The sequence below is a fragment of the uncultured Slackia sp. genome (genome assembly GCF_944321625.1).
Lineage (GTDB): Bacteria > Actinomycetota > Coriobacteriia > Coriobacteriales > Eggerthellaceae > Slackia.
On sequence record NZ_CALUMA010000004.1, the window covers coordinates 1 to 20,951 of the forward strand.

A 20,951-nucleotide genomic window follows, 5' to 3' on the forward strand; every position below is an offset into this window, starting at 1 on the left:
CTGACGCCGGACGAAGCGGCGTTCCTCGAGAAGTATCTTCTGGGCAGCAAGCCCCTGGTCATCGTGGGCAATGAGGCGCCGAGCCTCAAGCCTGGCTCCGATTCGCCGGAATCCGCTTTGCGCAAAACGTCGTAACAACGAAAGCGGCATCCGTCTTTGACGTATAATCGTGCGAAACAAAAGCGTTTCGCAGAGGTGGATCATGGACTCTACGTATCCCGTCAAACTCGGATTGTTCGCCAAATCGACGAAGCTTACCAGCGTGCCGTTTGCCCCGCAAGGCCATATTTTCGGCATGGTCACTTCCGGCATCCAGCTGCCCGAAGGCGGTTCGTTCTACATCGTGGAGTTCGATCCCGCCCATTCGAACCGCGTTCGCATCGTGGGCTATGTGGATAAATACGGTCGCGCGTTTTCCTGCGATGAGCCGCCGGTCGCTCCTCCTGCGCAGATGCCCCAGGTGCTTATTCAGACCTATCCCAATTCACAGGGCCAGAAGGGCTGCATTCAGATTCAGGAAGGCCCTGCGCGCACTTCGCTTACGCCGATCATGGAATTCACGAAGACGGGCGATGCCGTGGCCGAGATGCGCCTTACGTTCGGCGCGTCGTTGGATCGCGCCTCCAATGCGGGCGTCGATTTTTCGGGAATGCCGCGCGACCTTCCGTACGACGACTTCATGGCGATGTGCTTTCTTTCGCTGTACAAATACCTTCCTGCCGAAGCCGAGCATCGCGCCAGTGCGCCTGCCGCGCCGAAGGTGTTCGACTTGGCCGACGTGTTCATGCGCCTTGGATCCGGCGATTTCTTCTCGGGCATTGATCGCGAGGTGCTGGAGGCCGAGAACTCTTGGCATGAGGATCCTGCTTCTGCGCGCGGCGTAGAGCGGTACCTCGTTCATATGCTTCGCGAAGAAGGCGTGGTGGGCAAGTCGCTCAGCGATTTTGCGGCGCGGCTCAACGAGGGTGAGGACCCTGCGCTGCCGTCGCTTCGCCTGATCAGAACGGTGTCGTACGCCAACACGTACTATATCGACTTCTCTTACGAGAACGCGTTCGAGACGGTGGAGAACGGTTTGTTCCTTGCCCATCCGGCGACCGCGCAACAGCGCGCCACGCTTATCGGCGCGGAGGGCGCGCTCAACAGGTTCTTGCTGCTGACCGATTATCTGCAAGAACTGGGATCTGGCAAGCTTGACGAGGACGAGTCGCTGTGCGCTCAGTACGATCAGTGGCTCATCGACTGCATCTGCACGCAGGCGCCCGACCCGCGCAGGCCCGAAGGCGTCAAGGGCAGGTGGGGGCGCCATCTGAAGTTCGCGCGGGCATGCGAATCGCTGAGGCTTCCGTACCGCATCGGATACGATTTCCGAACCAACGAGGCGGGGGATGCGCTGGCGGTCAACGTGATCATGCCTCCCGTCGCGTCGCTTCCCAAGAGCGTGTGGGACGTGCAGGCGCAGGCGTATAGGCCTACGACGCCCGCCGACTCCAATGCGACGTACGTGCGCTATGCCGCGCATATCTGCATCCTTCTGGCCGCGTTGGCGATGCATGTCTCGTCGCGCGTGGGGCGCGTGCTCATCACCTGCAAGAGGTCTGAGGAGAAGTTTACGCCCATCATGTCGGTGGAGCTGACCCGCGCCGTGGTAGAGAACGCATTCGCGCAGGATGTGGACCACGTTTTCGCCGATCCGTTCGCCATCCTAGGTGCGGCGGGGGCGCGCTATCAGCTTGGGGATTCGTTCGAACTGAGCCGTATCGAGCCGCTGTTCACGTTCAGTGAGGGCGAATTCGCTTTAGGTCGCGAAGAGCTGGTGTATGACGATGTTGCTCCTTTGAACGACGCCGCGCGTGCAGAGCTCGGCGTCGAACGCGGCTGCGACCTCAACATATTCGAAGAGCACAAGAGACGTTCGTTGGCCGAGGAGGCCATCGCCGCTATGGCGCAGGGAAACGACGCGGCGGTAGCGGCGATCAAGGCCATCCACGACCGTACTGAGAACCTGACGGTTAGGCGGGTGTGCCAGGGGCTTTTGGACGATTTCGCCCAAGGCCGTCTGGATTACCAAAGCGAGCTTGAGGTGCGGGAGGCATTCATTGACGCCTATGGCTTCAAAGCTCCTATGACCAGGGCGTACGCCTTGTCCCGCGAGGGCGATGACGTGGGAGCCACCCAAGTGCTCGACGGGCTTCAGAAAACCGTGGATTCGTGCGGGGCGTTTGCCGATACGTCGCGGATCTGCTACCGCTATTTCGATTCGTACGCCACGCGCGTGCTCTATGAAAAGCATTGCGCCGACGATAGGGGAGGGCGCAAGGTTCTGCCCCTTGCCAACGAGGCGTATCTGGTCCACGACCTGTATGCCCAGGTCTTAACTGGCTCCATCACGGGCCAGGACGAGGCGCTTGTCCACGCGAAGCGTTGCATCGAGCTTTCGCCGGCCTATGCCACGGCGTACCTGCGCGCAGCGCGTGCGTACTTCGTGAGAGGCGACTTCGAATCCGAGGCGTCCATGTGCATCAAGGCCCTTGAGCTGGCGTGGAACCCCGAGGACGCGGGGCTGGCGTTCTATTGGCTGGCGTTCGCCTACTGGAAGATGAATCGATTCGAGCTCGCGGTGGCGTGCTATCGGCGCTGCATCGCCCTCGGTTCGCAGATGGCCGACCAGGCAGCCGAGGAATGCGCCGAGCTCGTTGAGGGCGTGAAAGGGCTGCAGAGGCACTCTGCCCTCAAAGAGCGTGAAATCATGATCGAGGCGGGCATTCCTTACGACGCTTTGCATGAGAACGCGGAATATCTTCTGAAGATCGCGGAAGAAGCGGTCGACTCGAACAGCGATGCGTTGGGAACCGTGCTTGCCTCTTCTGCCTTGCGCGTCATTCGCGACGACGCTTTGCTGCCCACGATTCGCTCTCTGCAGCCTTAGCGATCCCACCGGGGCTGCGTAGGGTGAGGACGTCTGCGACACCCGTCCTCCTACCGCTCGCTTCGCTCGCTATGCGTCGGACTAGGCTTTCCAGCCTATAAATTTAAATATTTGAGAAAGCCGAGTGTCGCTGACGCCCTCACCCTGCGCCGCCCCTTCCTTTGACGTGAACGCAGAACGGGTGCGCAAAGCGCTATGCTTGACGCACCCGTTTGGTGTAATCCTCGCAAAGGAAAAAGGTCTATTCGCTCATCTTGTGGACGCTCATGCAGCGCATGGCGTTGAGGATGGCGAGAATCGCCACGCCTACGTCGCCGAATACGGCGAGCCACATGTTGGCGATGCCTACGGCGGCGAGCACCAGGATGAGCACTTTGACGCCCAGCGCGAACACGATGTTCTGCCACACGATACGCATGGTCTTGCGCGCGATGCGCATGGCCTTGGCGATGCTTGAAGGCTTGTCGTCCATCAGCACGATGTCGGCGGCCTCGATGGCGGCATCGGAGCCCATGGCGCCCATGGCGATGCCTACGTCGGCGCGCATGAGCACGGGGGCGTCGTTGATGCCGTCGCCCACGAACGCGAGCTTTCCGTTGTCCTGCTCCTGTTCAAGCAGCGCTTCCACCGCATTGACCTTGTCTTCGGGCAGAAGCTGCGCGTGAACCTCGTCAAGACCCAGCTTGGTTGCGACGGCTTCAGCAACGTCGGTGCGGTCCCCGGTGAGCATGACGCATTTCTTCACGCCCACGGCATGCAGATCGGCGATAGTATGCTCCGCGTCTTCCTTCACCACGTCGGCGATAACGATATGGCCGGCATAGTTCCCATCGACCGAAACGTGAAGAATCGTGCCCTCAAGCTCGCATTCGTTCCACGTGCTGTCGTGCGCCGCCATCAGCTTGTTGTTGCCCACGAGCACCATACGCTCGTTGACCAGCGCGCTTACGCCGTGGCCCGATTCTTCGCGGGCGTTTTTGATGCACGTCTGATCTATGTCGCCCGAGTACGCCTTCTTGATGGAGGCGGCAATGGGGTGGTCGGAGAACGCTTCGGCGTGGGCGGCGTGCGAGAGCACGTAGTCGGGGTCGATTCCCGCTTCGGGGTGCACGGCCACCACGTTGAAGGTGCCCGAGGTAAGCGTGCCGGTCTTGTCGAACACCACGGTGTCGACGTGTGCCAGCTGCTCGAGGTAGTTGGAGCCCTTGACCAGGATTCCCAGGCGCGATGCGCCGCCAATCCCGCCGAAGAAGCTGAGCGGCACGCTGATGACCAGGGCGCAGGGGCAGCTGACTACGAGGAACGTAAGACCGCGCAGAATCCAGTCGCCCCATGTGCCCATGCCGGCGAGCGGGGGAATGACGGCCAGCAGCAGGGCGGCGATGGTCACGACGGGGGTGTACACGCGGGCGAAACGCGTGATGAAATTCTCGGTGCGGGCCTTCTTCTCGCTGGCGTTTTCCACAAGCTCGAGGATGCGGCTCACGGTGGATTCGCCGAACGGCTTGGTGGTGCGCACCTTGAGCAGGCCGGTCATGTTCACGCAGCCCGAGATGACCTGAGCTCCCTCCTCCACGTGGCGGGGGATGCTCTCACCGGTGAGGGCGGCCGTGTCAAGCTGGGAGGCGCCTTCCACGACCACGCCGTCGATAGGAACGCGCTCGCCGGGCTTGATGACGATGATGTCGCCCACGGCAACCTCGTCAGGATCGACCTCGACAAGCGACCCGTCTCGCTCGATGTTGGCGTAATCGGGGGCGATGTCCATCATGGCTGCAATGGATTTGCGGCTTTTGCCTACCGCGTAGCTTTGGAAGAGCTCGCCTACCTGGTAGAACAGCATGACGGCGGCGCCTTCGGCCATATGCGGGCCCGTGTCGGGGAAAAAGACCATCGCGAACGCGCCGATGGTGGCCACGGTCATGAGGAAGCATTCGTCGAACGCTTGGCCGCGGATGATGTTGCGCCCGGCCTTTGCGAGCACATCGTAGCCGCCGATGAGGTAGGGGATCAGGAACAGCGCGAACTCCAGATACACCGCGTTGCGCTCGCTGCCCAGCCATGTCGCAAGGGGCAGAAGCTCGGTCGCCGCCATCACCAGGACGAAAATGACGAGCGCAACAATGATACGGTTGCGCCACTGTATCTGTTTCTTGTTCATCGGATGATTTCGCAATCGGGTTCGATTTGGGCGGTGAGGTCGATAACGCGGTTGAGCACGCCTTCGAAGTCGGCGTCGTCGGCCGTGAGCGTGAGCTTCTGGGTGAGGAAGTTCACGCGGGCGTCGTTCACGCCGTCGAGTTTCTTGATGGCGTCCTCGAGTTTCTGGGCGCAGTTCGCGCAGTCGATTTCATCGAGTTTGAATGATTTACGCATGGGAAATTCCTTTCGGATGGATTTCAGTATCTATTCGCAGATGTGGCTCATGCCTTGGGCAAGCACGGTGTAGACGTGGTCGTCGGACAGCGAATACATCACGCTTTTGCCGTCGCGACGGAATTTGACCAGATGGGCTTGCTTAAGCGTGCGCAGCTGGTGCGATACCGCGCTTTGCGTTGCCCCGACGAGCTCGGCGATATCGCCTACGGCCAGCTCGCGGCCCATGAGCGCATAGAGGATTTTGATGCGCGTGGTATCCGCAAACACCTTGAATAGGTCGGCGAGGTCGTAGAGCAGCTCTTCGTCAGGAAGGTCATCTGCTAGCTCGCCGAACGCCTCCGAGCAGGCGCCGCAATCGCAGCCGGCCCCATGGGCGTGCACCGGAGCAGAAAGGGTACCTTGAGCGGGAGCTGTCGGATTCTGGGTGACCGCTGCCGGGTCTTGGGCTGCTAGGACCTGAGCGATTTCTTTCTCTTTGTTCGTGCTCATGATAAAACCTTTCAACATATGAACAACTGTTCATAAGTATATAATGTTTGACGCTATCGTCAAGGCCGCACGTAAAAATTAGTACGTGATTCGAAAGGAGGTACCATGCGCAACGGTCGGGAAATGTGCGCTTTACCGAACATGAATGCTGCAGGTGGATTCCGGCCTGAGACGTTGTAGGGTCGGGGCGTGGTAGACTTTTAGCGAATCATTGGGACGGGGTGCACATTCGAGGGGTAAAAGCATCCACGCAAGAAAGGTTTCGGCATGAGACAGTGCATGGATTCCGATAACCTGCATCGCAGGCTTAAGAAGATCATCGGTCAGGTGCAGGCGATTGACCGCATGATCGACGAAGACATCCCGTGCGAAGACGTGCTCTCGCAGATTAATGCTGCAAAATCCGCCTTGCACAAGTGCGGCCAGGTTGTTCTCGAGGGCCATATCAAACATTGCGTGCGAGACGGTATCGAACACGGCGATGCCGACAAAACGATCGAGAGTTTCACCAAGGCGGTCGAACGGTTTTCCAATATGAGCTAGTGGCGTCTTTTTCAAAGCGCTTCGAGGCTGGTCATCCTCAGATTTATGATGCGCGTAGGCGGCGCAAGCTCGTCGCGGCGGATCGCAATGCTTTATTGGACATCGTGAGACATGGATAGCCTCGCTTGCATTGCGCTCGATTGCGACCGATAGATGACGCATTCAAAAAATCACCTCTGGTAAACAATTTCTTTAAGTCGTATCATTCCTATCATACATATACCCCTATGGGTATAAATATTATTGTATTGCATGTAATGGATTGGTTGCTTTGATGGAGGATGATGATGCGGGCGGTTGACGTGTTTGCGCAGAAGATTGAGCGGCTTCTCGAATGGGGCGGTGTGAAGAAAGATGTCACGTTCATCGTGATCTCGGCGATCGCCCTGCTCTTTAGCTTTTTCGCCCCCGATATCCTTCCGTTTAATCCCGCCTGGATAGCGGTGGTTTTGTGCGGCGTGCCCATTATTCTTGAGGCCATCGTGGGTCTGGTTACGGCGTTCGACATCAAGGCCGACGTCCTCGTATCGCTGGCTCTTATCGCATCGCTCATTATTGGGGAGGATTTCGCGGCAGGCGAAGTTGCCGTCATCATGCAGTTGGGGTCGCTGTTAGAGGATCTGACGGTTGCCAAGGCGCGTGCGGGCATTGAGCGCCTGGTGAGCCTTACGCCGCGTACGGCTCGCGTTATTGTGGGCGGTGAGGAGCGCGTTGTTTCCGCAGATCAGGTGTGCGTGGGCGACGTGGTTCGCGTTTTGCCCGGTGAGTCGGTGCCGGTGGACGGTGTCATTCTTTCTGGACAAACGTCTATTGATGAGTCGGTGATGACGGGCGAACCTCTTCCGCAGGATAAATTCATTGGCGACGAGGTGAAAAGCGGAACGGTCAACCAATTTGGCGCATTCGACATGGTGGCCCAGCGTGTGGGGGAGGACAGCTCCCTTGCTCGCATGATCGCGCTCGTGCAATCCGCCGACGCGGGAAAGGCCAAGATTGTACGTCTTGCAGACCGGTGGGCTACGTGGATCGTGGTCATCGCCCTTGTCTCTGCGCTCGGTACGTGGATCGTCACCGGTGAAATCATTCGCGCGGTCACCATTCTCGTGGTGTTCTGCCCCTGCGCGCTCGTGCTTGCAACGCCTACGGCCATCATGGCGGCCATCGGCAACGTGACGAAGTTTGGCATCCTTGTGCGCGAGGGCGACGCGCTTGAGCGCCTTGCCGTTGTGGATTGGGTTGCGTTCGATAAAACGGGCACGCTCACCCACGGTCATCCGCAGGTGGTAGCGGTTAAGCCCTTTGTATCCTCGCACGGTCATCATGAAGGGTGCTGCGGTAATCACGCGCAGCGTAACGCCGTCACCGAAGACGAGCTTTTCACTGCTTGTGCGGCGGCAGAATCAATGAGCGAACATCCGCTTGGCAAGGCCATCGTTGAGGGTTGGAAGACCCAGGTGGACGGCGCTTTGCCCGAGGTGAAGGATTTTGCTATGACGCCCGGCAGAGGTGTTTCTGCGATGGTTTCGGGAAGGTGCGTGCTTGCCGGCAACTTCGACATGATGCTCGAGGCGGGCATCGCGGGGGCTTTGGGATTCCAGGCGTGTGCCGATGAGTTTCTCGAACGAGGTTGCACGGTTGTCTATGTTGCCATAGACGGAAAAGCGGCAGGAGTTGTGGCCCTTGCCGACACCGTGCGAAGCGATGCGCGTGCAACGGTGGAGGGCATTTCATCGCTCGGGATAACCCCTGTTCTCATGACGGGCGACCATGCGAAGGCGGCGCGCGCTATTGTGGGAGATGCGGGCATCAATGAAGTGAAGGCGGGGTGCTTGCCTGAAGATAAGATGGATGCTATCGCCGTGCTCCAAGACGGTGGTGCCCATGTGTGCATGGTGGGCGATGGCGTAAATGATGCGCCCGCCCTTAAGAAGGCGTATGTCGGTATTGCCATGGGAGGCGTCGGTAGCGATATCGCAGTGGATGCGGCCGATATCGCTCTCGTGCGCGACAACATTTCCGCGCTTCCGCATCTGTTCGCCCTTTCGCGTCGCATGATGGTCACCATCAAGAGGAACATGGCGTTTTCCATGACGCTCAATTTTGTGGCTATCATCCTCGCAATGGTGGGAATTTTGAACCCCGTGGTGGGCGCACTTGTGCATAATGCAGGATCGGTTTTCGTCATCATTAACTCGGCGCTGCTCATGCGTTGGGGCATCAAAGGCGCTCAACAATGAAAAAGCACCCGCGTTATTGCGGATGCCTCGCGTGCAGAAAAAATGGGCGGGGCGGCGTGCGCCAGGGGGAAGGGCGCTTCGTGCCGCCCGCCTCGCGAATAAGTGAGCTTCATAGGGCGTTTCAGCCGATTGATGCCGGACGGAAAGGGGGAAGAACCGTCCGGTCAATCGAGCATCCCTGTGTGATGTAAGCCACGGGTAACTTTATACGCGAGATTGAAAAGTTAGTCAAGACTAATTTTGTATCTTTTGAAAATGTTCAAGCATAAAGAAATGAGGGGTAGCGCAAGGGCTTTTTCGAATCGTCGCGCCAAAGATGGGAGAAAGTTGATATTTGTCTGATAGGGTAAAAGCGCAGAGTGTAAGGCGTTCGAGAAGGAGCCACATGAAAGACCGCATCGCATCCGAAAAGGACGGTGCCGCCCATGGCGCAGCCCGCACGCGCCCTTTGATTCTCATCGTGGATGACGAGCGCGACATCGCCGACATGCTTAAAGGGTATTTCGAACTTTCGGGCTATCTCGTTGCGGTTGCCTACGATGGCGATGCCGCGATTCAAGCTGCACGGCGCAACCCCGATCTGATTCTACTTGACGTGAATATGCCTGGTCGTGACGGTTTCGAGGTGTGCCGCACCATCAGGGAATCGGTCACGTGTCCGATCATCTTCCTCACCGCGCGCGTCGAGGATGCTGATATGATCGACGGCTTCGCATCGGGCGGCGACGATTACGTGACCAAGCCGTTTTCGCTCCAGGTGCTCGGTGCGCGCGTTGCGGCTCAGCTGGCGCGCGAGCGAAGGCGCACGACATCGCCGCTTGTACGCATGAACGATGAGATATCGATTGATTTTGGCCGTATGCAGGTTTTCGTCAACGGCAATCCGGTATCGCTTCCGCGCAAGGAGTACGAGATCTGCGCCCTCCTTGCCAAGCATCCTACGCAGGTGTTCGACCGTGGCATGATCTATGAGCGCGTCTGGCAAGGCGACGGCGACTCGTCGGTGGTGACCGAGCATATTCGTCGTCTTCGCAAGGTGCTTCAGGAAGCCGGCGCCGATCCTGCGTGCATCCGGACCGTTTGGGGCGTGGGGTACTCATGGGGGTCGTGAGCAAGGGCGCGCAAGCCCGTCCGTCGTGGCTTCATCCCACCAAACGCTTCAGGTCGTATATTCGAATGTGTTCCGTGAAATCCGCGTTCATCATCTATTCGCTGGCGGCTGTTGCTTCCGCCGTTGTTCTTTCGTGCCTTATCGCGGGCATCACGTCTTCGCTGTATGCGGAAGCGACGTTTTCGCAGACCAGGTATTCCGGCGTCTATGTGTACGACAAAGACACGAATTCTCTCATTCCTGCCGATACGTTGACCTGGTATTTTCCCGGAACGAATGACGCGACGGGCGGTTCGTCATCTGCGTCTGACAGCGTGTCGGTGACCATCGGAGGTGCGAGCGTATCATCGGGTGATGAAGAGCCTCAATCGATTTACGTGGAGCGCGCCGACGCGGGCTCGGAGTATTTTCCAATCATTCACCTGGATGCGCCGCCTGACGGCTTCGACCTGATGGCGGTGGACGATATGGATGCGGATGTATGGGAAAACGGGGTTCCGGTCGAGGGGTCTGCGGCGGCGCCCATCGATCCCAAGACGCTGACGTTTGCCGGCTTGCCGCACTATGACGAAGTGACCAATGGGGCACGCGGCGGGGTCGATTCCGTCGAGCCGCTTTTGGCCGCAGACGACTCGGATCGCGATCTTCTTGTGTCGCGCGTGGGGTATTACGTCTACATCGCCGAAGGGACGTGGGCGGATGCCTTTGTCTGGTTCACCGTCGTGGCTATTCCTCTGGTCTGTATCGCATGCTTCATCGTAGCGGGGCGTGCGTTCTACCGCGCAAAGATAGACGCGCCTGTGCAGGCTATGGAGGATGCGGCGCGTCGCATTGCCTCGGGCGACCTCGATTTCTCCCTTTCGGTCGATGAGGGTGGCGAACTCGGAAAACTGGCGGAGAGTTTCGACACCATGCGCGCCGAGCTTGAGCGGGCGGAGCATGCTGCGTGGCGTTCGGCGGAAAACCGCCGGCGCGCCAATGCAGCGTTCGCACACGACCTCCGGACTCCTTTGACCGTGCTTTCCGGCAGGGCTGAGATGCTGGCGGAATTTGCTCCGCAAGACGCGCTCGACGCCGCCCAGGTTGCCGATGCCGCGCAGGCGATGCTGCGGCAAACGACGAGGCTTCAGTCCTACGTCGAAAGCATGAGGGATGTGGATGCGCTCGAATCGTACGAACCCCGAGCCGTCAAGGTTCTAATCGCAAGCTGGTTCGTACACGAAACGCAGGACGCGCGCGACATCGCCTCCTCAAACGATATTGCATTCGATGCGCAGCATGGAGAATTGCCCGAGTATCTGCTCTTCGACGTAGAGGCCACCTCTCGCATTCTCCAAAACCTCGTATCGAATGCCGCCCGCCATGCGAAAGGGCATGTCGCGGTTGCGGTGGATTGGGAAGACGGCATGCTTCGCCTGCGCGTCGAAGACGATGGCGATGGCTTTTCGCCTGAAGCCCTCGAGCATGCGAAACAACCCTATTGGCGCGAAGGCGCCGGACGCGGGTTTGGGGATGACGACGCCGCGCATTTCGGTCTGGGCCTTAACATCTGCGCGGTACTCTGCGAGAAGCTGGGCGGATCGCTCGAATTGAGCAATCGCGATTCAGGGGGCGCTGCGGTGAGCGCGTCGCTTTGCGCGCAGCTGCCGGGAATAGAAGAATGACGTGATGGCGCCAATGAGCCCGATGGCGGATGCGACCGCTACGGCCACGGCGAACCCGCTTGCCGCCGCCGCATCGGCGCTTGCTCCGGCTGCCTGGGAAACGGTTTGCGCCGTTGACATGAGGCCGATGTACATGGATGGTCCTATGCAGGCAGCGACCTGCACGAACGTCGACAAAAGCGCCACGCCATGCGGGTTAAGATGCGATGGAAGGGTACGCAGGCCCGCCGTCTGGGACGGGGAGAAGATCAGGCCGACTTCGATGTAGGTCAGCGTCATCGCCGCGAAGAGGGGCGCGATTGAGCGCGCGGGCCCTAAAAGAGAAAGCGCGGCGAATCCGATTGCAATGCAGGCGAACACCATGACGGGCGTCTTCTGCTGCATGGGAATCCTTACGTGACAAACAGATGCAAAGTTCGAGATTCTAATGCAATTGGAATGGTTTGCAAGATTTGTACGGGGAAGAAAGGGCGGGGCGGCGTTGCGCCAGGGGGATAGGACGCCTTGTGCCGCCCGCCTCACGGATAAGCACGAATGTGCGGTGAGAAAGATGCTCGGTCGCTCCGGGCGGAAAGGGGGAAGAACCGCCCGGGTGCCGTTGCTTTCTCAGTGGGATGTAAACCACGATTAACTTTATACCGAAGATTAAAAAGTTAATCAAGGGTAATTTTGAAAATTGTCGAAAAAAGAAGACGCCCGTATTCGGACGCCTTCCTCGTTCATGCGGTTTTGGTAATCGTGCCGGTTATTTGTTTGCGTTGGATTGCTCGTCGTCGAGCACCTCCACGGCCTCCGTTTCGATTTCGATCGGCTCGTTGAGCGCGGCATCCAGCTCGTCAGACGCCTCGATCATGCGACGGAATGTTGCAGCATCCTGGCCGACAATAGGCGCCATGATGTACACGTTTCCGCCGATGAAGATGGGGGTGGGGGAGGTGGCGGTGTTATCGGCGCCCGCGGGGTTCTCATCCTTGCGCTCGGCGCGCTTCGCCTTCTCCTCCTCAAGGCGCTCCAGCATCTCGGCTTTGAGAGCGTCAATCTGCTGGGCGGTTTCGGCCTGCCAATGCTCCTTGTGGTACTGCTTGAGGGATTTGTTGTAGCGCATCTGAATCAGCTCGAGGACGATGCAGAACACCATCGCGAAGTACACGATAAGCTTCTCAAGCGGCATATGGATGAGCTCGATGCCGGTGTGGAAGCCCAGGCTGTCCATGACCAGCAGGCAGCCGATGGCCACGATGAATGTGAGCGCCAGCAGCTTCATCTCGGGGTGGCCGTTGATGAAGTTGGAGATGGGGTCGATGAAGATCATCATCATGAACACGGCGATCATGACGGCGATGATCATAATGATCAGGTGGTCTGCCATGCCCACGGCGGTAATGACGGAGTCGATGGAGAACACGATGTCCATCACCATGATGGTGGCAACGGCCTTAGGCAGCGTCAAGGTGTGGATGGCACGGTGCTCTTCGGAGTGCGCAGCCTTCACCTCGGTGAGGCGCAGCATGTCGATGACCTCGGTGATGCCCTTGTAAATCAGGTAGGCGCCGCCCAGCAGCAACACGATGTCGCGCACCGAGAAACCGTGGTTGTATGAACCAAGGTCAAGCGTAAAGATGGGGTTGGTCATATGCACGAGATATGACGCGAAGCACAGGAAGATGACGCGCATGATAAGCGCGCCGGCCAGGCCGAGTTTGCGGCCGATGTGCTGCTTCTCTTCGGGTAGGCGGTTCGTGGTGATGGAGATGAACACCAGGTTGTCGATGCCCAGCACGATTTCCAGGAAGATCAGCGTGACAAGCGAAATCCACGCTTCCGGAGTGGTGAAGATTGAAAGATCCATCGCGGTTTTGTGCTCCTTACTCTCAAACGTCATTGCGCAGCAGCATGAGGCGCACGATGTCGGGGCACAAAAAAAGACCCCGGCGCACGCACGCATTCAAGCGGCTGCACCATGGGTCTTGCTATTTAAGGCACGCCAGGCGAACAATCGCCGAGACTGTTGAACGTACCGCGCCTTGAAGACGCCAACTACTCCCCCATAGGATGCGAGCATACTATCACAGAAGCCGCACGGAGGCATGGTATAATCGCGAAGTTTGCAAACGTAAGACAGGATTGCCATGGATTTCACCAAACTGTTACGACACGACGACGGCCCTCGCTACGCTCAGAATGGTGCTGTGAACCATCCTGACTCGTCGGTGCTGCTGCGTCCGTTCGATCCTCCTAAATACGTCATCGCCGTCTGCATTCTCGGCGCGCTGGTCGCCGCCATCGCGGGTGGGTACGTGGCGTCTAAGGCGATCGACCAGATTCTGCATGGCGCCGAGCGCAACGCTGCTACGGTGGAGCAGAACATCAATCGTGAGATCTCGTACGATTTCCCGCAGGTTGCTTCGTTGATGGCCCTCGATGACGAGTCCATTCTCGCGCAGTTCGAAGAGGCGGGCTATACCACCTACGAGTTCTCCGAGGAGGGCGCCCCGCTTGACGTGATGAAGCTTCCGAGCGACACCACGCTCGCTGACGCTGCCATCGTCTATGCGGGCGGTATCGGCAACATGGACGCCGTCACCGCGTCGAAATACCTCGTCGGTTCGTGGCGTTTCACCACCGATCGTGAAGAAGGCGTCAGCATGAGCGTCCGCTATGCTGATCTGAAGGCCACGGATGCCGCGACCGCCATTCAGACAGCGATCGATTCTCAGGGATGGACGGCGCCCGAGGGCGTCGACCTCCAGACCGACTCGGTGGGCAACACCTATCTCGAAGGCACCGTGGACACGGATGCGGGAGAATGCACCTGGCGTGTTGCGTGCTGCGCGCTAAGCGGCGTGTACGATATCTCGGGTCTGCCTGAGACGGCGCAGTACGTGGGCATCCACGTCAACACGAAGTAACGCTTCTCAGCACGAATACAGGTATGCCCCTCGACTCTTTCGAACCGAGGGGCATTTTCGTTTCGCCTGCCATTCGGGGGCACGCTGCAATGGGGCAGAGTCGCGCGCCGCTACGCTATTCGAAAAGCGACATCCCATCGTCGGATATCACGAGTTTTACGGCGCCGGGAAGGACGCGTGCCGTGAGTGGCGTGGTCAACTTGGTGGCCTCGCCGTCGTACTGGACCTCGAACGCAGGGTCCGCTTCAACGCGAATCTCCTTGCCCGAGTAGATCTCGAGCGCGTCACCGCGGTCGGGGAAATTGCCGTCGCGGTCGAGCATCGCGGCGAACACCGAAGGCAGAAGCTCCACGGCGTTCCTCGCCTTAAGTACCGCCACGTCCAGCACCCCGTCGCGCGGCTGATTGCTGTGCGTGACGGATATGTCGAACTGGATCTTCGAGAAGTTGATGAGCAGCACGCCCAGGCCTTCCGTTTCGATCTTCTGGCCGTCGATCGTGAGCACGATACGCGAACGCTGCGGAAGGATGTTGGTGCCGGCGGCCAAGAAGTACGCCATGGGACCTAAGAGGCGCTTGTTGGGCGCGGCGTTTTCCATGATGGTGGCGTCGTAGCCGGCCCCCGCCATGATGATGAAGCCGCGCGTGACGCCCCCCGCCTCGATCTCGCCCATGTCGAAATCGAGCGATGTGCCCGCCTTGGCGAGCTTGGCAAGCGCGTGGGGTTCGTTGGGTGCGAGCAGATTGAGTGACAGCAGGTTCGCGGTGCCAGCGGGGTAGGGCAGAAGCGGAACGCCCGTATCGCGCAGGCAGTGCGCGACGGTGGCCACGGTGCCGTCGCCGCCCGAAGCAACCACCAGGTCGTATTCGGTCGCATCGGTCAGCATGCCCTCGATCGGAGTCGACCCGTCGGTGGCCCTCATGCACACCTCGTCGCCGTCGCCCACAAGCGAGCGCATGAAGTCGTAGACGGACCCTTCTCCGTATCCGGATGCAAGATTATTGATGATGAGTACTTTCACGGCGTTACCCCCTCTTTCACCGTTAGAATACTACAGCGCAAGCCACACATATCGAAAAGAACTTTGAAGGACACGCTTTTGTATATAACCGACCAAAGCCAGCTGGATGAATTCATAGAGCATGCAAGCCACTGCGAGGTTCTTGCGGTGGACACCGAGTTCATCCGCGAGAAGACCTACTGGCCCCGTCTTTGCCTGCTGCAGCTGGGCACCGAGGAGCGCAGCGTGGTGGTGGACCCGTTCAGGGTGCGCGATCTGCGACCCCTCGCCAAGTTGTTCACCGACGAGAATATCGTGAAGCTGTTCCATGCCGCCCACCAGGACCTTGAGCTTCTTTATAGAGAGCTGGGCGTTTTGCCGCGACCTGTGTTCGACACGCAGATCGCCGCGTCGCTTCTGGGTGACACGCTGCAAATCGGCTACGGTGCGCTCGTGCTTGCCGAATGCGGCGTCAAGCTCAAGAAATCCGATTCGTTCACCGATTGGAGCAGGCGTCCCCTTACCGAGTCGCAGGTCGAATACGCCCTTGACGACGTTGTGTATCTGCCGCGTCTTTACCGAAGCCTCAAATCGAAGTTGGAGTCGCTCGGGCGTCTGTCCTGGCTCGAACCCGACTTCGCGGAGCTTTCCGACGAGTCGCGTTATGTGGAAGACCCCTATACCCGCTTCAAGCGTCTCAAGCGCGTCAACCAGCTGTCGCGTCGTCAGCTGTGCATCGCGCGCCTTCTTGCTGCATGGCGCGAGATGCAGGCCATGAAGCGCGACATCCCGCGCAAATGGATTCTCACCGACGAACAGGTGGTCGAGATCTGCAAGCGCGAGCCGCGCACCCTCGACCAGCTGTTCATGGTGCGAGGCGTTTCTTCTACGTTGGGCATGTCCGATTCGCGCCGTGTTCTGAGCATCTGCGTGAAGGCGCTCGACACGCCCGAGGAGGAATGGCCCGAACTGCCTAGGCCCAACGGCAAGAACGAGCCCAACGTCGATGCCCATGTTGATCTGCTGAGCGCGCTCGTGAAGCTACGCGCCCGCGAGCACGGCATCGCGTTCGCGGTTCTGGCCTCGCACGCCGATCTTGCCAAGATCGCCCGCGGGCACACCGAGGGCCTTGACGTCTTGAAAGGCTGGAGACGTGCGATCGTCGGCGAAGACCTGCTTGCGATGGTGGCGGGAAAAACCTGCCTCGCCATCCGAGACGGCCAGCTGTGCGTTGTCGACTGCTGTGCTAATGCGTCAGAGGAAACGCCCCAGGAGTAACGCCGCCGGCCTCCGTGCTCGAGTGTCAATTCGTGGAGAAACGTGCATCTCAGGTTACGAGAGGTTCACGGGCGCGAATCGGACGTTTGAGTTCCGGTACAATACACCGCGTAAGAACCGCGTGCTGCGCACCGTCTGAAGGCAGGGGAGAGCGCGCACGCATCCATGAAGGAGAAGTGAATCATCATGCCAATCATCCCTACGGGTGGCGGAATGGGTCTGTATTTCGGCGTCCTGCTGCTGACGCTCATCATCGGCGGCGGAGCCCAGTTCTACGTCACCAAGCAGCTTAAGAAGTACAGCCACGTGCCCTGTTCCTGGGGCGTGACCGGCGCCGATATGGCGAACCGCATGGCTTTTGACAACGGCATCACCATCGGCATCAACCATGGCGGCCCCAACCAGGACTTCTACGACCCGCGCACCCGTGCGGTCACGCTGGGTACCGAGGCCTACGGCCAGCGCACCATCACCGCCGTCGCGACGGCGGTCCACGAGGTCGGCCATGCCTGCCAGCATGCCCAAGGCTATATGTTCATGAAATTCCGCAGCGCTCTGGTGCCCGTTGTGAACCTGGCGTCCAACATGTGGATTATCGTATTCATGATCGGCATCTTCACCGGTCTGACGGGTCTTACCCAACTCGGCATCATCCTCTTTGCCGCCGTGCTGCTGTTCCAGCTTGTCACGCTTCCCGTCGAGTTCGACGCGTCCCGTCGCGGCCTCGCGTATCTCAAGGCCTGCGGCATGGGCGAGGCCGAGCTCGCGGGTGCTTCCAAGGTGCTGCGCGCGTGCGCGTTCACCTATGTGGCTGCGGCGCTGACGGCGCTCATCCAGCTGCTGTACCTGCTGCTTTCTGCTCGTTCGGAGGAGTAGATGCTGCTTTCCCAAGCGCAATCGCAGGGGGCCGATGCTCGTCGGCCCCTTACTGTTTCTGAGGCCATGGCCCAGGCCAAGCGCTCGCTCGAATCCGTCACCGTCCGTCTCATCGGCGAGGTGTCGGAGGTCAACGCGAAGCCGGGCTATAAGGCCGTGTATTTCACCGTGAAGGACCAGGGCGCGTCGCTTCCGTGCATGATGTGGCTCAACCGCTATCGTGAAAGCGGTGTGAAGCTCGCTGTGGGCATGCTCGTGGAGCTGACCGGCAGGTTCACGCTGTATGCGCCCAAAGGCCGCATGAACTTCGACGTGTTCTCGGTGTCCATGACCGGCGAAGGCGACCTTCGTCGACGTGTGGCCGAGCTCGCGCGCAAGCTGCAGCTCGAGGGCCTTATGGATCCCCGTCGCAAGCGCCCGCTGCCGTTCATGCCGCAGCATATCGGCGTGGTGACCTCGCCTCGCGGCGCCGCCGTTCACGACGTGCTTCGCACGCTGCGCCGCAGATGGCCTTCCGCCACGGTGTCGGTTGCGGGTGTCGCCGTGGAAGGCGCCACCGCTCCTGCCGGGCTCATCTCCGGGCTTCATGCCTGCGTCGCAGCAGGCTGCGAGGTCATTCTTCTGGTGCGCGGCGGCGGCAGCTTCGAAGACCTGATGCCCTTCAACGACGAATCGCTGGCGCGTGCGGTCGCATCCTGTCCCGTTCCCGTTGTCACCGGCATCGGCCATGAACCCGATAATTCCATCTGCGACATGGTGAGCGACTTCCGCGCTTCGACGCCTACGGCAGCGGCCGAGACGGTTTCCCCCGATGCGGGACGGCTGGCCGAGGAGCTGGGTGTGCGTGGAAGATCCATGGCGCAGGCGCTGCGCAGAAGACTAGACACTGAGAAGCTTAGGCTCGAACGCCTTGCCACGCGCCCCGTTTTCTGCGACCCGCGGTCGATGTTTTCCACCGACCTTCTCACGATCGATATGCTGCATGAGCGGTTGAGCAGGGCTTTGCCCGTTAGTCTGGAGCGCGACGCCCTGCGAATCGACGGGTTCGAGCGCAGGTTGCGCGATAGGGGAGCAACGCTTTTCGACCGCTATGGGCACGATGTTGCTCTCAGAGCGGGAAGGCTCCACGACCTTTCGCCGCTTGCGGTCATGGCGCGCGGTTACTCCATCACGCGTGACGGGCAGGGCGCGATCGTGAAGAGCGTCGACTCGGTGCATGCCGGCGACTCGATTGCTGTTTCTCTTTCCGACGGCACGATGTCGTGCACGGTCGATTCGATTGAACGATAGATTTCGAAAGGATGCTTCGCATGGATCAGAACCAGGCAGCTCCCTTGGAGCAGATGACGTTTCGCCAGGAGATGGCGGAGCTCGACCGCATCGTAAGCGTGCTCGAAAGCAACACGCTTGAGCTCGAAGACAGCCTGGCATCGTATGAGCGCGGCGTTTCGCTGCTTGCCGATCTCAAGTCTCGACTGTCCGACGCCCAGCAGAAAGTCGATGTGCTCATGGGACAACTTGACGCTCCCGCCGATGATGCGACCACTGACACGACTCTGTCGTAGACTTTCGCCAATTTCCCGTAAACTTTCTCTTTGTATGTAAACGCGGCAGGCGTGCAGCGGGCGAGGGGCCTCCCTTGGCTCGTGCCGTCTCCGCCGCCGTCGTCTGATGCTGCGCGTTGGCCGGACGGCATTAGAGAAGGAGAGTGGACATGTCCGATTGCATTTTCTGCAAGATCGCCGCAGGGGAAATCCCTTCCTCCATCGTCTATGAAGACGACCTGGTGGTTGCGTTCGACGACCTTTCGCCCCAGATGCCTGTCCACACCCTCATCGTTCCGCGCGAGCACCATGCCAATATCGGCGACAACATCCCAGACGACCTCATGGGGCATCTCTTCAACACCGTGAAGAAGATCGCCGAGATCAAGGGCATCGACAAATCAGGCTATCGCGTCATCGTGAACACGGGCAACGACGCGCAGCAGACGGTCCACCATGTGCACGTCCATGTCCTGGGCGGTGCGCCCATGAACTCGGGCTCGCCCGCACTGTAAAGCTAGACTACGGAGACGTACGTGAAGATTCTCGTTATCAACGCCGGTTCTTCTTCGCTGAAGTACCAGCTCATCAACACCGACGAGCACCGCATGCTCGCCAAGGGCCTGTGCGAACGCGTGGGAAGCAAGGATTCCTACATCAAGCACGGCGCCGACAAGGATGAGCGCATTTTCGCTCAATATATGGCCGATCACGAAGAGGCCCTGCATGTCGTGTTCGACGCGCTGTGTCACAGCGAGCGCTCGACCATCAAGTCGATCGACGAGATCGACGCCATCGGCCACCGCATCGTGCACGGCGGCAACTACTTCGATTCCTCCGCGCTGATCACGCCCGATGTGATTCAGAAGATCGAGGAGCTGTGCACGCTTGCACCGCTGCACAACCCGCCGGCGCTCAAGTGCATTCAGGTGTGCCAGAGCATGGCGCCTCACATGCCTCAGGTCGCCGTGTTCGACACCTCGTTCTTCCAGACGCTTCCGCCGTCGGCGTATATGTATCCCTTGCCGTACGAGCTGTGCCAGAAGCACCAGATTCGCAAGTACGGCGCCCACGGCACCTCGCACCGCTACATCGCTCAGCGCTGCGCGGCGCTCATGGAGCGTCCCATCGAGGACCTCAAGATTATCACGTGCCATCTGGGCAACGGTTGCTCCATCAGCGCCATCGACCACGGCATCGCGGTGGACACCTCCATGGGCTTCACGCCGCTCGACGGCTTGATGATGGGTACGCGCTGCGGCGCCATCGACCCGGCTATCATCCCGTTCTTGGAGGAGCGCGAGGACCTCACGCCCACGCAGATCAACGACCTGATGAACAAGCAATCGGGCCTTAAAGGCGTGTCCGGTATCAGCAACGACATGCGCGACGTGCGCAAGGGCGCCGAAGAGGGCAACGAGCGCGCTATCCTCGCGTATGAGATGTACGCCCATTCCATCAGGAAATACCTGGGTCAGTATTTCATCGAGATGGCCGGCGCCGACGCCATCGTGCTCACCGCCGGCGTAGGCGAGAACTGTGACCGTATGCGCCGCATGGTGTTCGCGGGCCTGCAGCCTTTGGGCATCATTCTCGACCAGGAGAAGAACCGCCGCGACTACCATGGTCGCGAACGCTTCATCTCGCGCGACGATTCTCCAGTCAAGATCATCGTCATCCCCACGAACGAGGAGTTCATGATCGCTCAGGACACGCTGGAAATCGTGACCGCGCAGTCTTCCTAGACCTCATCGCTTCGCATACACGCATCAAGAGACAAAAAGAAACCCCCGAGAGGGGGTTTCTTCATGCAATGAGTTTTGCTGTGGCTTATGCCTGCTGCGCCTGGACGGCGGTGATAGCGGTCACGCCCACGATGTCGTCGGCGGAGCAGCCGCGGGACAGGTCGTTCATAGGAGCGCCCAGACCCTGCAGGATGGGGCCGTAGGCCTCTGCCTTGGCAAGGCGCTGGACCAGCTTGTAGCCGATATT

General features: G+C 59.6%; 19 protein-coding genes. 12 read left to right on the forward strand and 7 right to left on the reverse strand.

Annotated features, from left to right (window positions below; translation table 11 throughout):
- The first annotated feature begins 202 nt into the window (after positions 1-202).
- Positions 203-2,929, forward strand: coding sequence for a tetratricopeptide repeat protein (locus Q0J60_RS00270; RefSeq protein ID WP_294438190.1), 2,727 nt, complete (start codon positions 203-205; stop codon positions 2,927-2,929).
- A gap of 241 nt (positions 2,930-3,170) precedes the next feature.
- Here Q0J60_RS00270 and Q0J60_RS00275 read toward each other — a convergent pair whose 3' ends face one another.
- The 3 genes from Q0J60_RS00275 to Q0J60_RS00285 are packed head-to-tail and all read right to left on the reverse strand — an operon-like array spanning position 3,171 to position 5,605.
- A complete protein-coding gene (locus tag Q0J60_RS00275) occupies positions 3,171-5,090 on the reverse strand; it encodes a heavy metal translocating P-type ATPase (protein WP_294438191.1) in 1,920 nt (639 codons plus the stop codon).
- The gene (locus Q0J60_RS00280; protein ID WP_294438193.1) at positions 5,087-5,305 is read right to left on the reverse strand and encodes a cation transporter; all 219 of its coding nucleotides are present in this window, start codon (positions 5,303-5,305) and stop codon (positions 5,087-5,089) included. Before Q0J60_RS00280 ends, Q0J60_RS00275 begins: the two co-directional genes overlap by 4 nt.
- 30 nt (positions 5,306-5,335) lie before the next feature.
- On the reverse strand, positions 5,336-5,605 hold the full coding sequence (locus Q0J60_RS00285) for a metalloregulator ArsR/SmtB family transcription factor (RefSeq protein WP_294438210.1): 270 nt from the start codon (positions 5,603-5,605) through the stop codon (positions 5,336-5,338).
- Between the two features lie 459 nt (positions 5,606-6,064).
- Here Q0J60_RS00285 and Q0J60_RS00290 point away from each other — a divergent pair, with 459 nt between their 5' ends.
- From Q0J60_RS00290 to Q0J60_RS00305, 4 genes are all read left to right on the forward strand, one after another.
- Positions 6,065-6,340: a metal-sensing transcriptional repressor gene (locus tag Q0J60_RS00290; RefSeq protein WP_367178752.1), complete on the forward strand. Its 276-nt coding sequence runs from the start codon at positions 6,065-6,067 to the stop codon at positions 6,338-6,340.
- Between the two features lie 287 nt (positions 6,341-6,627).
- Positions 6,628-8,577, forward strand: coding sequence for a cation-translocating P-type ATPase (locus Q0J60_RS00295; protein WP_294438195.1), 1,950 nt, complete (start codon positions 6,628-6,630; stop codon positions 8,575-8,577).
- A 385-nt stretch (positions 8,578-8,962) separates the two neighbouring features.
- Positions 8,963-9,688, forward strand: a complete 726-nt coding sequence (locus Q0J60_RS00300; protein ID WP_294438197.1) for a response regulator transcription factor — start codon at positions 8,963-8,965, stop codon at positions 9,686-9,688.
- Positions 9,689-9,762: 74 nt separating this feature from the next.
- Positions 9,763-11,352, forward strand: a complete 1,590-nt coding sequence (locus tag Q0J60_RS00305; protein ID WP_294438198.1) for a HAMP domain-containing sensor histidine kinase — start codon at positions 9,763-9,765, stop codon at positions 11,350-11,352.
- Here the strand turns inward: Q0J60_RS00305 and Q0J60_RS00310 are convergent.
- Together Q0J60_RS00310 and Q0J60_RS00315 are read right to left on the reverse strand one after the other, a co-directional pair.
- Positions 11,293-11,736 (reverse strand): hypothetical protein, encoded by a 444-nt coding sequence (locus Q0J60_RS00310; protein ID WP_294438199.1) that lies wholly within the window; start codon positions 11,734-11,736, stop codon positions 11,293-11,295. The two genes, Q0J60_RS00305 and Q0J60_RS00310, sit on opposite strands and share 60 nt — an antisense overlap.
- Positions 11,737-12,097: 361 nt before the next feature.
- The gene (locus Q0J60_RS00315; RefSeq protein WP_294438200.1) at positions 12,098-13,201 is read right to left on the reverse strand and encodes a TerC family protein; all 1,104 of its coding nucleotides are present in this window, start codon (positions 13,199-13,201) and stop codon (positions 12,098-12,100) included.
- Positions 13,202-13,481: 280 nt separating this feature from the next.
- Here Q0J60_RS00315 and Q0J60_RS00320 point away from each other — a divergent pair, with 280 nt between their 5' ends.
- On the forward strand, positions 13,482-14,261 hold the full coding sequence (locus Q0J60_RS00320; RefSeq protein ID WP_294438201.1) for a teichoic acid transporter: 780 nt from the start codon (positions 13,482-13,484) through the stop codon (positions 14,259-14,261).
- A gap of 115 nt (positions 14,262-14,376) precedes the next feature.
- Here the strand turns inward: Q0J60_RS00320 and Q0J60_RS00325 are convergent, their stop codons facing one another.
- Positions 14,377-15,282, reverse strand: a complete 906-nt coding sequence (locus tag Q0J60_RS00325; RefSeq protein WP_294438202.1) for a diacylglycerol kinase family protein — start codon at positions 15,280-15,282, stop codon at positions 14,377-14,379.
- A gap of 78 nt (positions 15,283-15,360) precedes the next feature.
- Between Q0J60_RS00325 and rnd the strand changes: the two genes are divergently transcribed.
- The 6 genes from rnd to Q0J60_RS00355 all read left to right on the forward strand — a co-directional run bounded on the left by rnd (position 15,361) and on the right by Q0J60_RS00355 (position 20,704).
- Positions 15,361-16,539 (forward strand): ribonuclease D, encoded by a 1,179-nt coding sequence (gene rnd, locus Q0J60_RS00330; RefSeq protein ID WP_294438203.1) that lies wholly within the window; start codon positions 15,361-15,363, stop codon positions 16,537-16,539.
- 186 nt (positions 16,540-16,725) lie between these two features.
- Positions 16,726-17,415 (forward strand): zinc metallopeptidase, encoded by a 690-nt coding sequence (locus Q0J60_RS00335; RefSeq protein WP_294438204.1) that lies wholly within the window; start codon positions 16,726-16,728, stop codon positions 17,413-17,415.
- Entirely contained in the window at positions 17,416-18,705 is a 1,290-nt protein-coding gene (xseA, locus tag Q0J60_RS00340; protein WP_294438205.1) for an exodeoxyribonuclease VII large subunit, read from the forward strand.
- Positions 18,706-18,725: 20 nt separating this feature from the next.
- Entirely contained in the window at positions 18,726-18,980 is a 255-nt protein-coding gene (gene xseB / locus Q0J60_RS00345; RefSeq protein WP_294438207.1) for an exodeoxyribonuclease VII small subunit, read from the forward strand.
- A gap of 149 nt (positions 18,981-19,129) precedes the next feature.
- Positions 19,130-19,474, forward strand: a complete 345-nt coding sequence (locus Q0J60_RS00350; protein WP_294438208.1) for an HIT domain-containing protein — start codon at positions 19,130-19,132, stop codon at positions 19,472-19,474.
- A gap of 21 nt (positions 19,475-19,495) precedes the next feature.
- Positions 19,496-20,704: an acetate/propionate family kinase gene (locus Q0J60_RS00355; protein ID WP_294438209.1), complete on the forward strand. Its 1,209-nt coding sequence runs from the start codon at positions 19,496-19,498 to the stop codon at positions 20,702-20,704.
- Positions 20,705-20,789: 85 nt separating this feature from the next.
- Here Q0J60_RS00355 and Q0J60_RS00360 read toward each other — a convergent pair.
- On the reverse strand, positions 20,790-20,951 hold a 162-nt coding region (locus tag Q0J60_RS00360), incomplete at its 5' end, for a phosphate acyltransferase (protein WP_294438211.1).

Coding starts and splice junctions, on each gene's coding strand:
- Q0J60_RS00275 (WP_294438191.1), bottom strand. CDS start 5,090: ATGAACAAGAAACAGATACAGTGGCGCAACCGTATCATTGTTGCGCTC.
- Q0J60_RS00350 (WP_294438208.1), top strand. CDS start 19,130: ATGTCCGATTGCATTTTCTGCAAGATCGCCGCAGGGGAAATCCCTTCC.
- Q0J60_RS00270 (WP_294438190.1), top strand. CDS start 203: ATGGACTCTACGTATCCCGTCAAACTCGGATTGTTCGCCAAATCGACG.
- Q0J60_RS00280 (WP_294438193.1), bottom strand. CDS start 5,305: ATGCGTAAATCATTCAAACTCGATGAAATCGACTGCGCGAACTGCGCC.
- Q0J60_RS00295 (WP_294438195.1), top strand. CDS start 6,628: ATGCGGGCGGTTGACGTGTTTGCGCAGAAGATTGAGCGGCTTCTCGAA.
- xseA (WP_294438205.1), top strand. CDS start 17,416: ATGCTGCTTTCCCAAGCGCAATCGCAGGGGGCCGATGCTCGTCGGCCC.
- xseB (WP_294438207.1), top strand. CDS start 18,726: ATGGATCAGAACCAGGCAGCTCCCTTGGAGCAGATGACGTTTCGCCAG.
- Q0J60_RS00335 (WP_294438204.1), top strand. CDS start 16,726: ATGCCAATCATCCCTACGGGTGGCGGAATGGGTCTGTATTTCGGCGTC.
- Q0J60_RS00310 (WP_294438199.1), bottom strand. CDS start 11,736: ATGCAGCAGAAGACGCCCGTCATGGTGTTCGCCTGCATTGCAATCGGA.
- Q0J60_RS00300 (WP_294438197.1), top strand. CDS start 8,963: ATGAAAGACCGCATCGCATCCGAAAAGGACGGTGCCGCCCATGGCGCA.
- Q0J60_RS00315 (WP_294438200.1), bottom strand. CDS start 13,201: ATGGATCTTTCAATCTTCACCACTCCGGAAGCGTGGATTTCGCTTGTC.
- Q0J60_RS00320 (WP_294438201.1), top strand. CDS start 13,482: ATGGATTTCACCAAACTGTTACGACACGACGACGGCCCTCGCTACGCT.
- Q0J60_RS00290 (WP_367178752.1), top strand. CDS start 6,065: ATGAGACAGTGCATGGATTCCGATAACCTGCATCGCAGGCTTAAGAAG.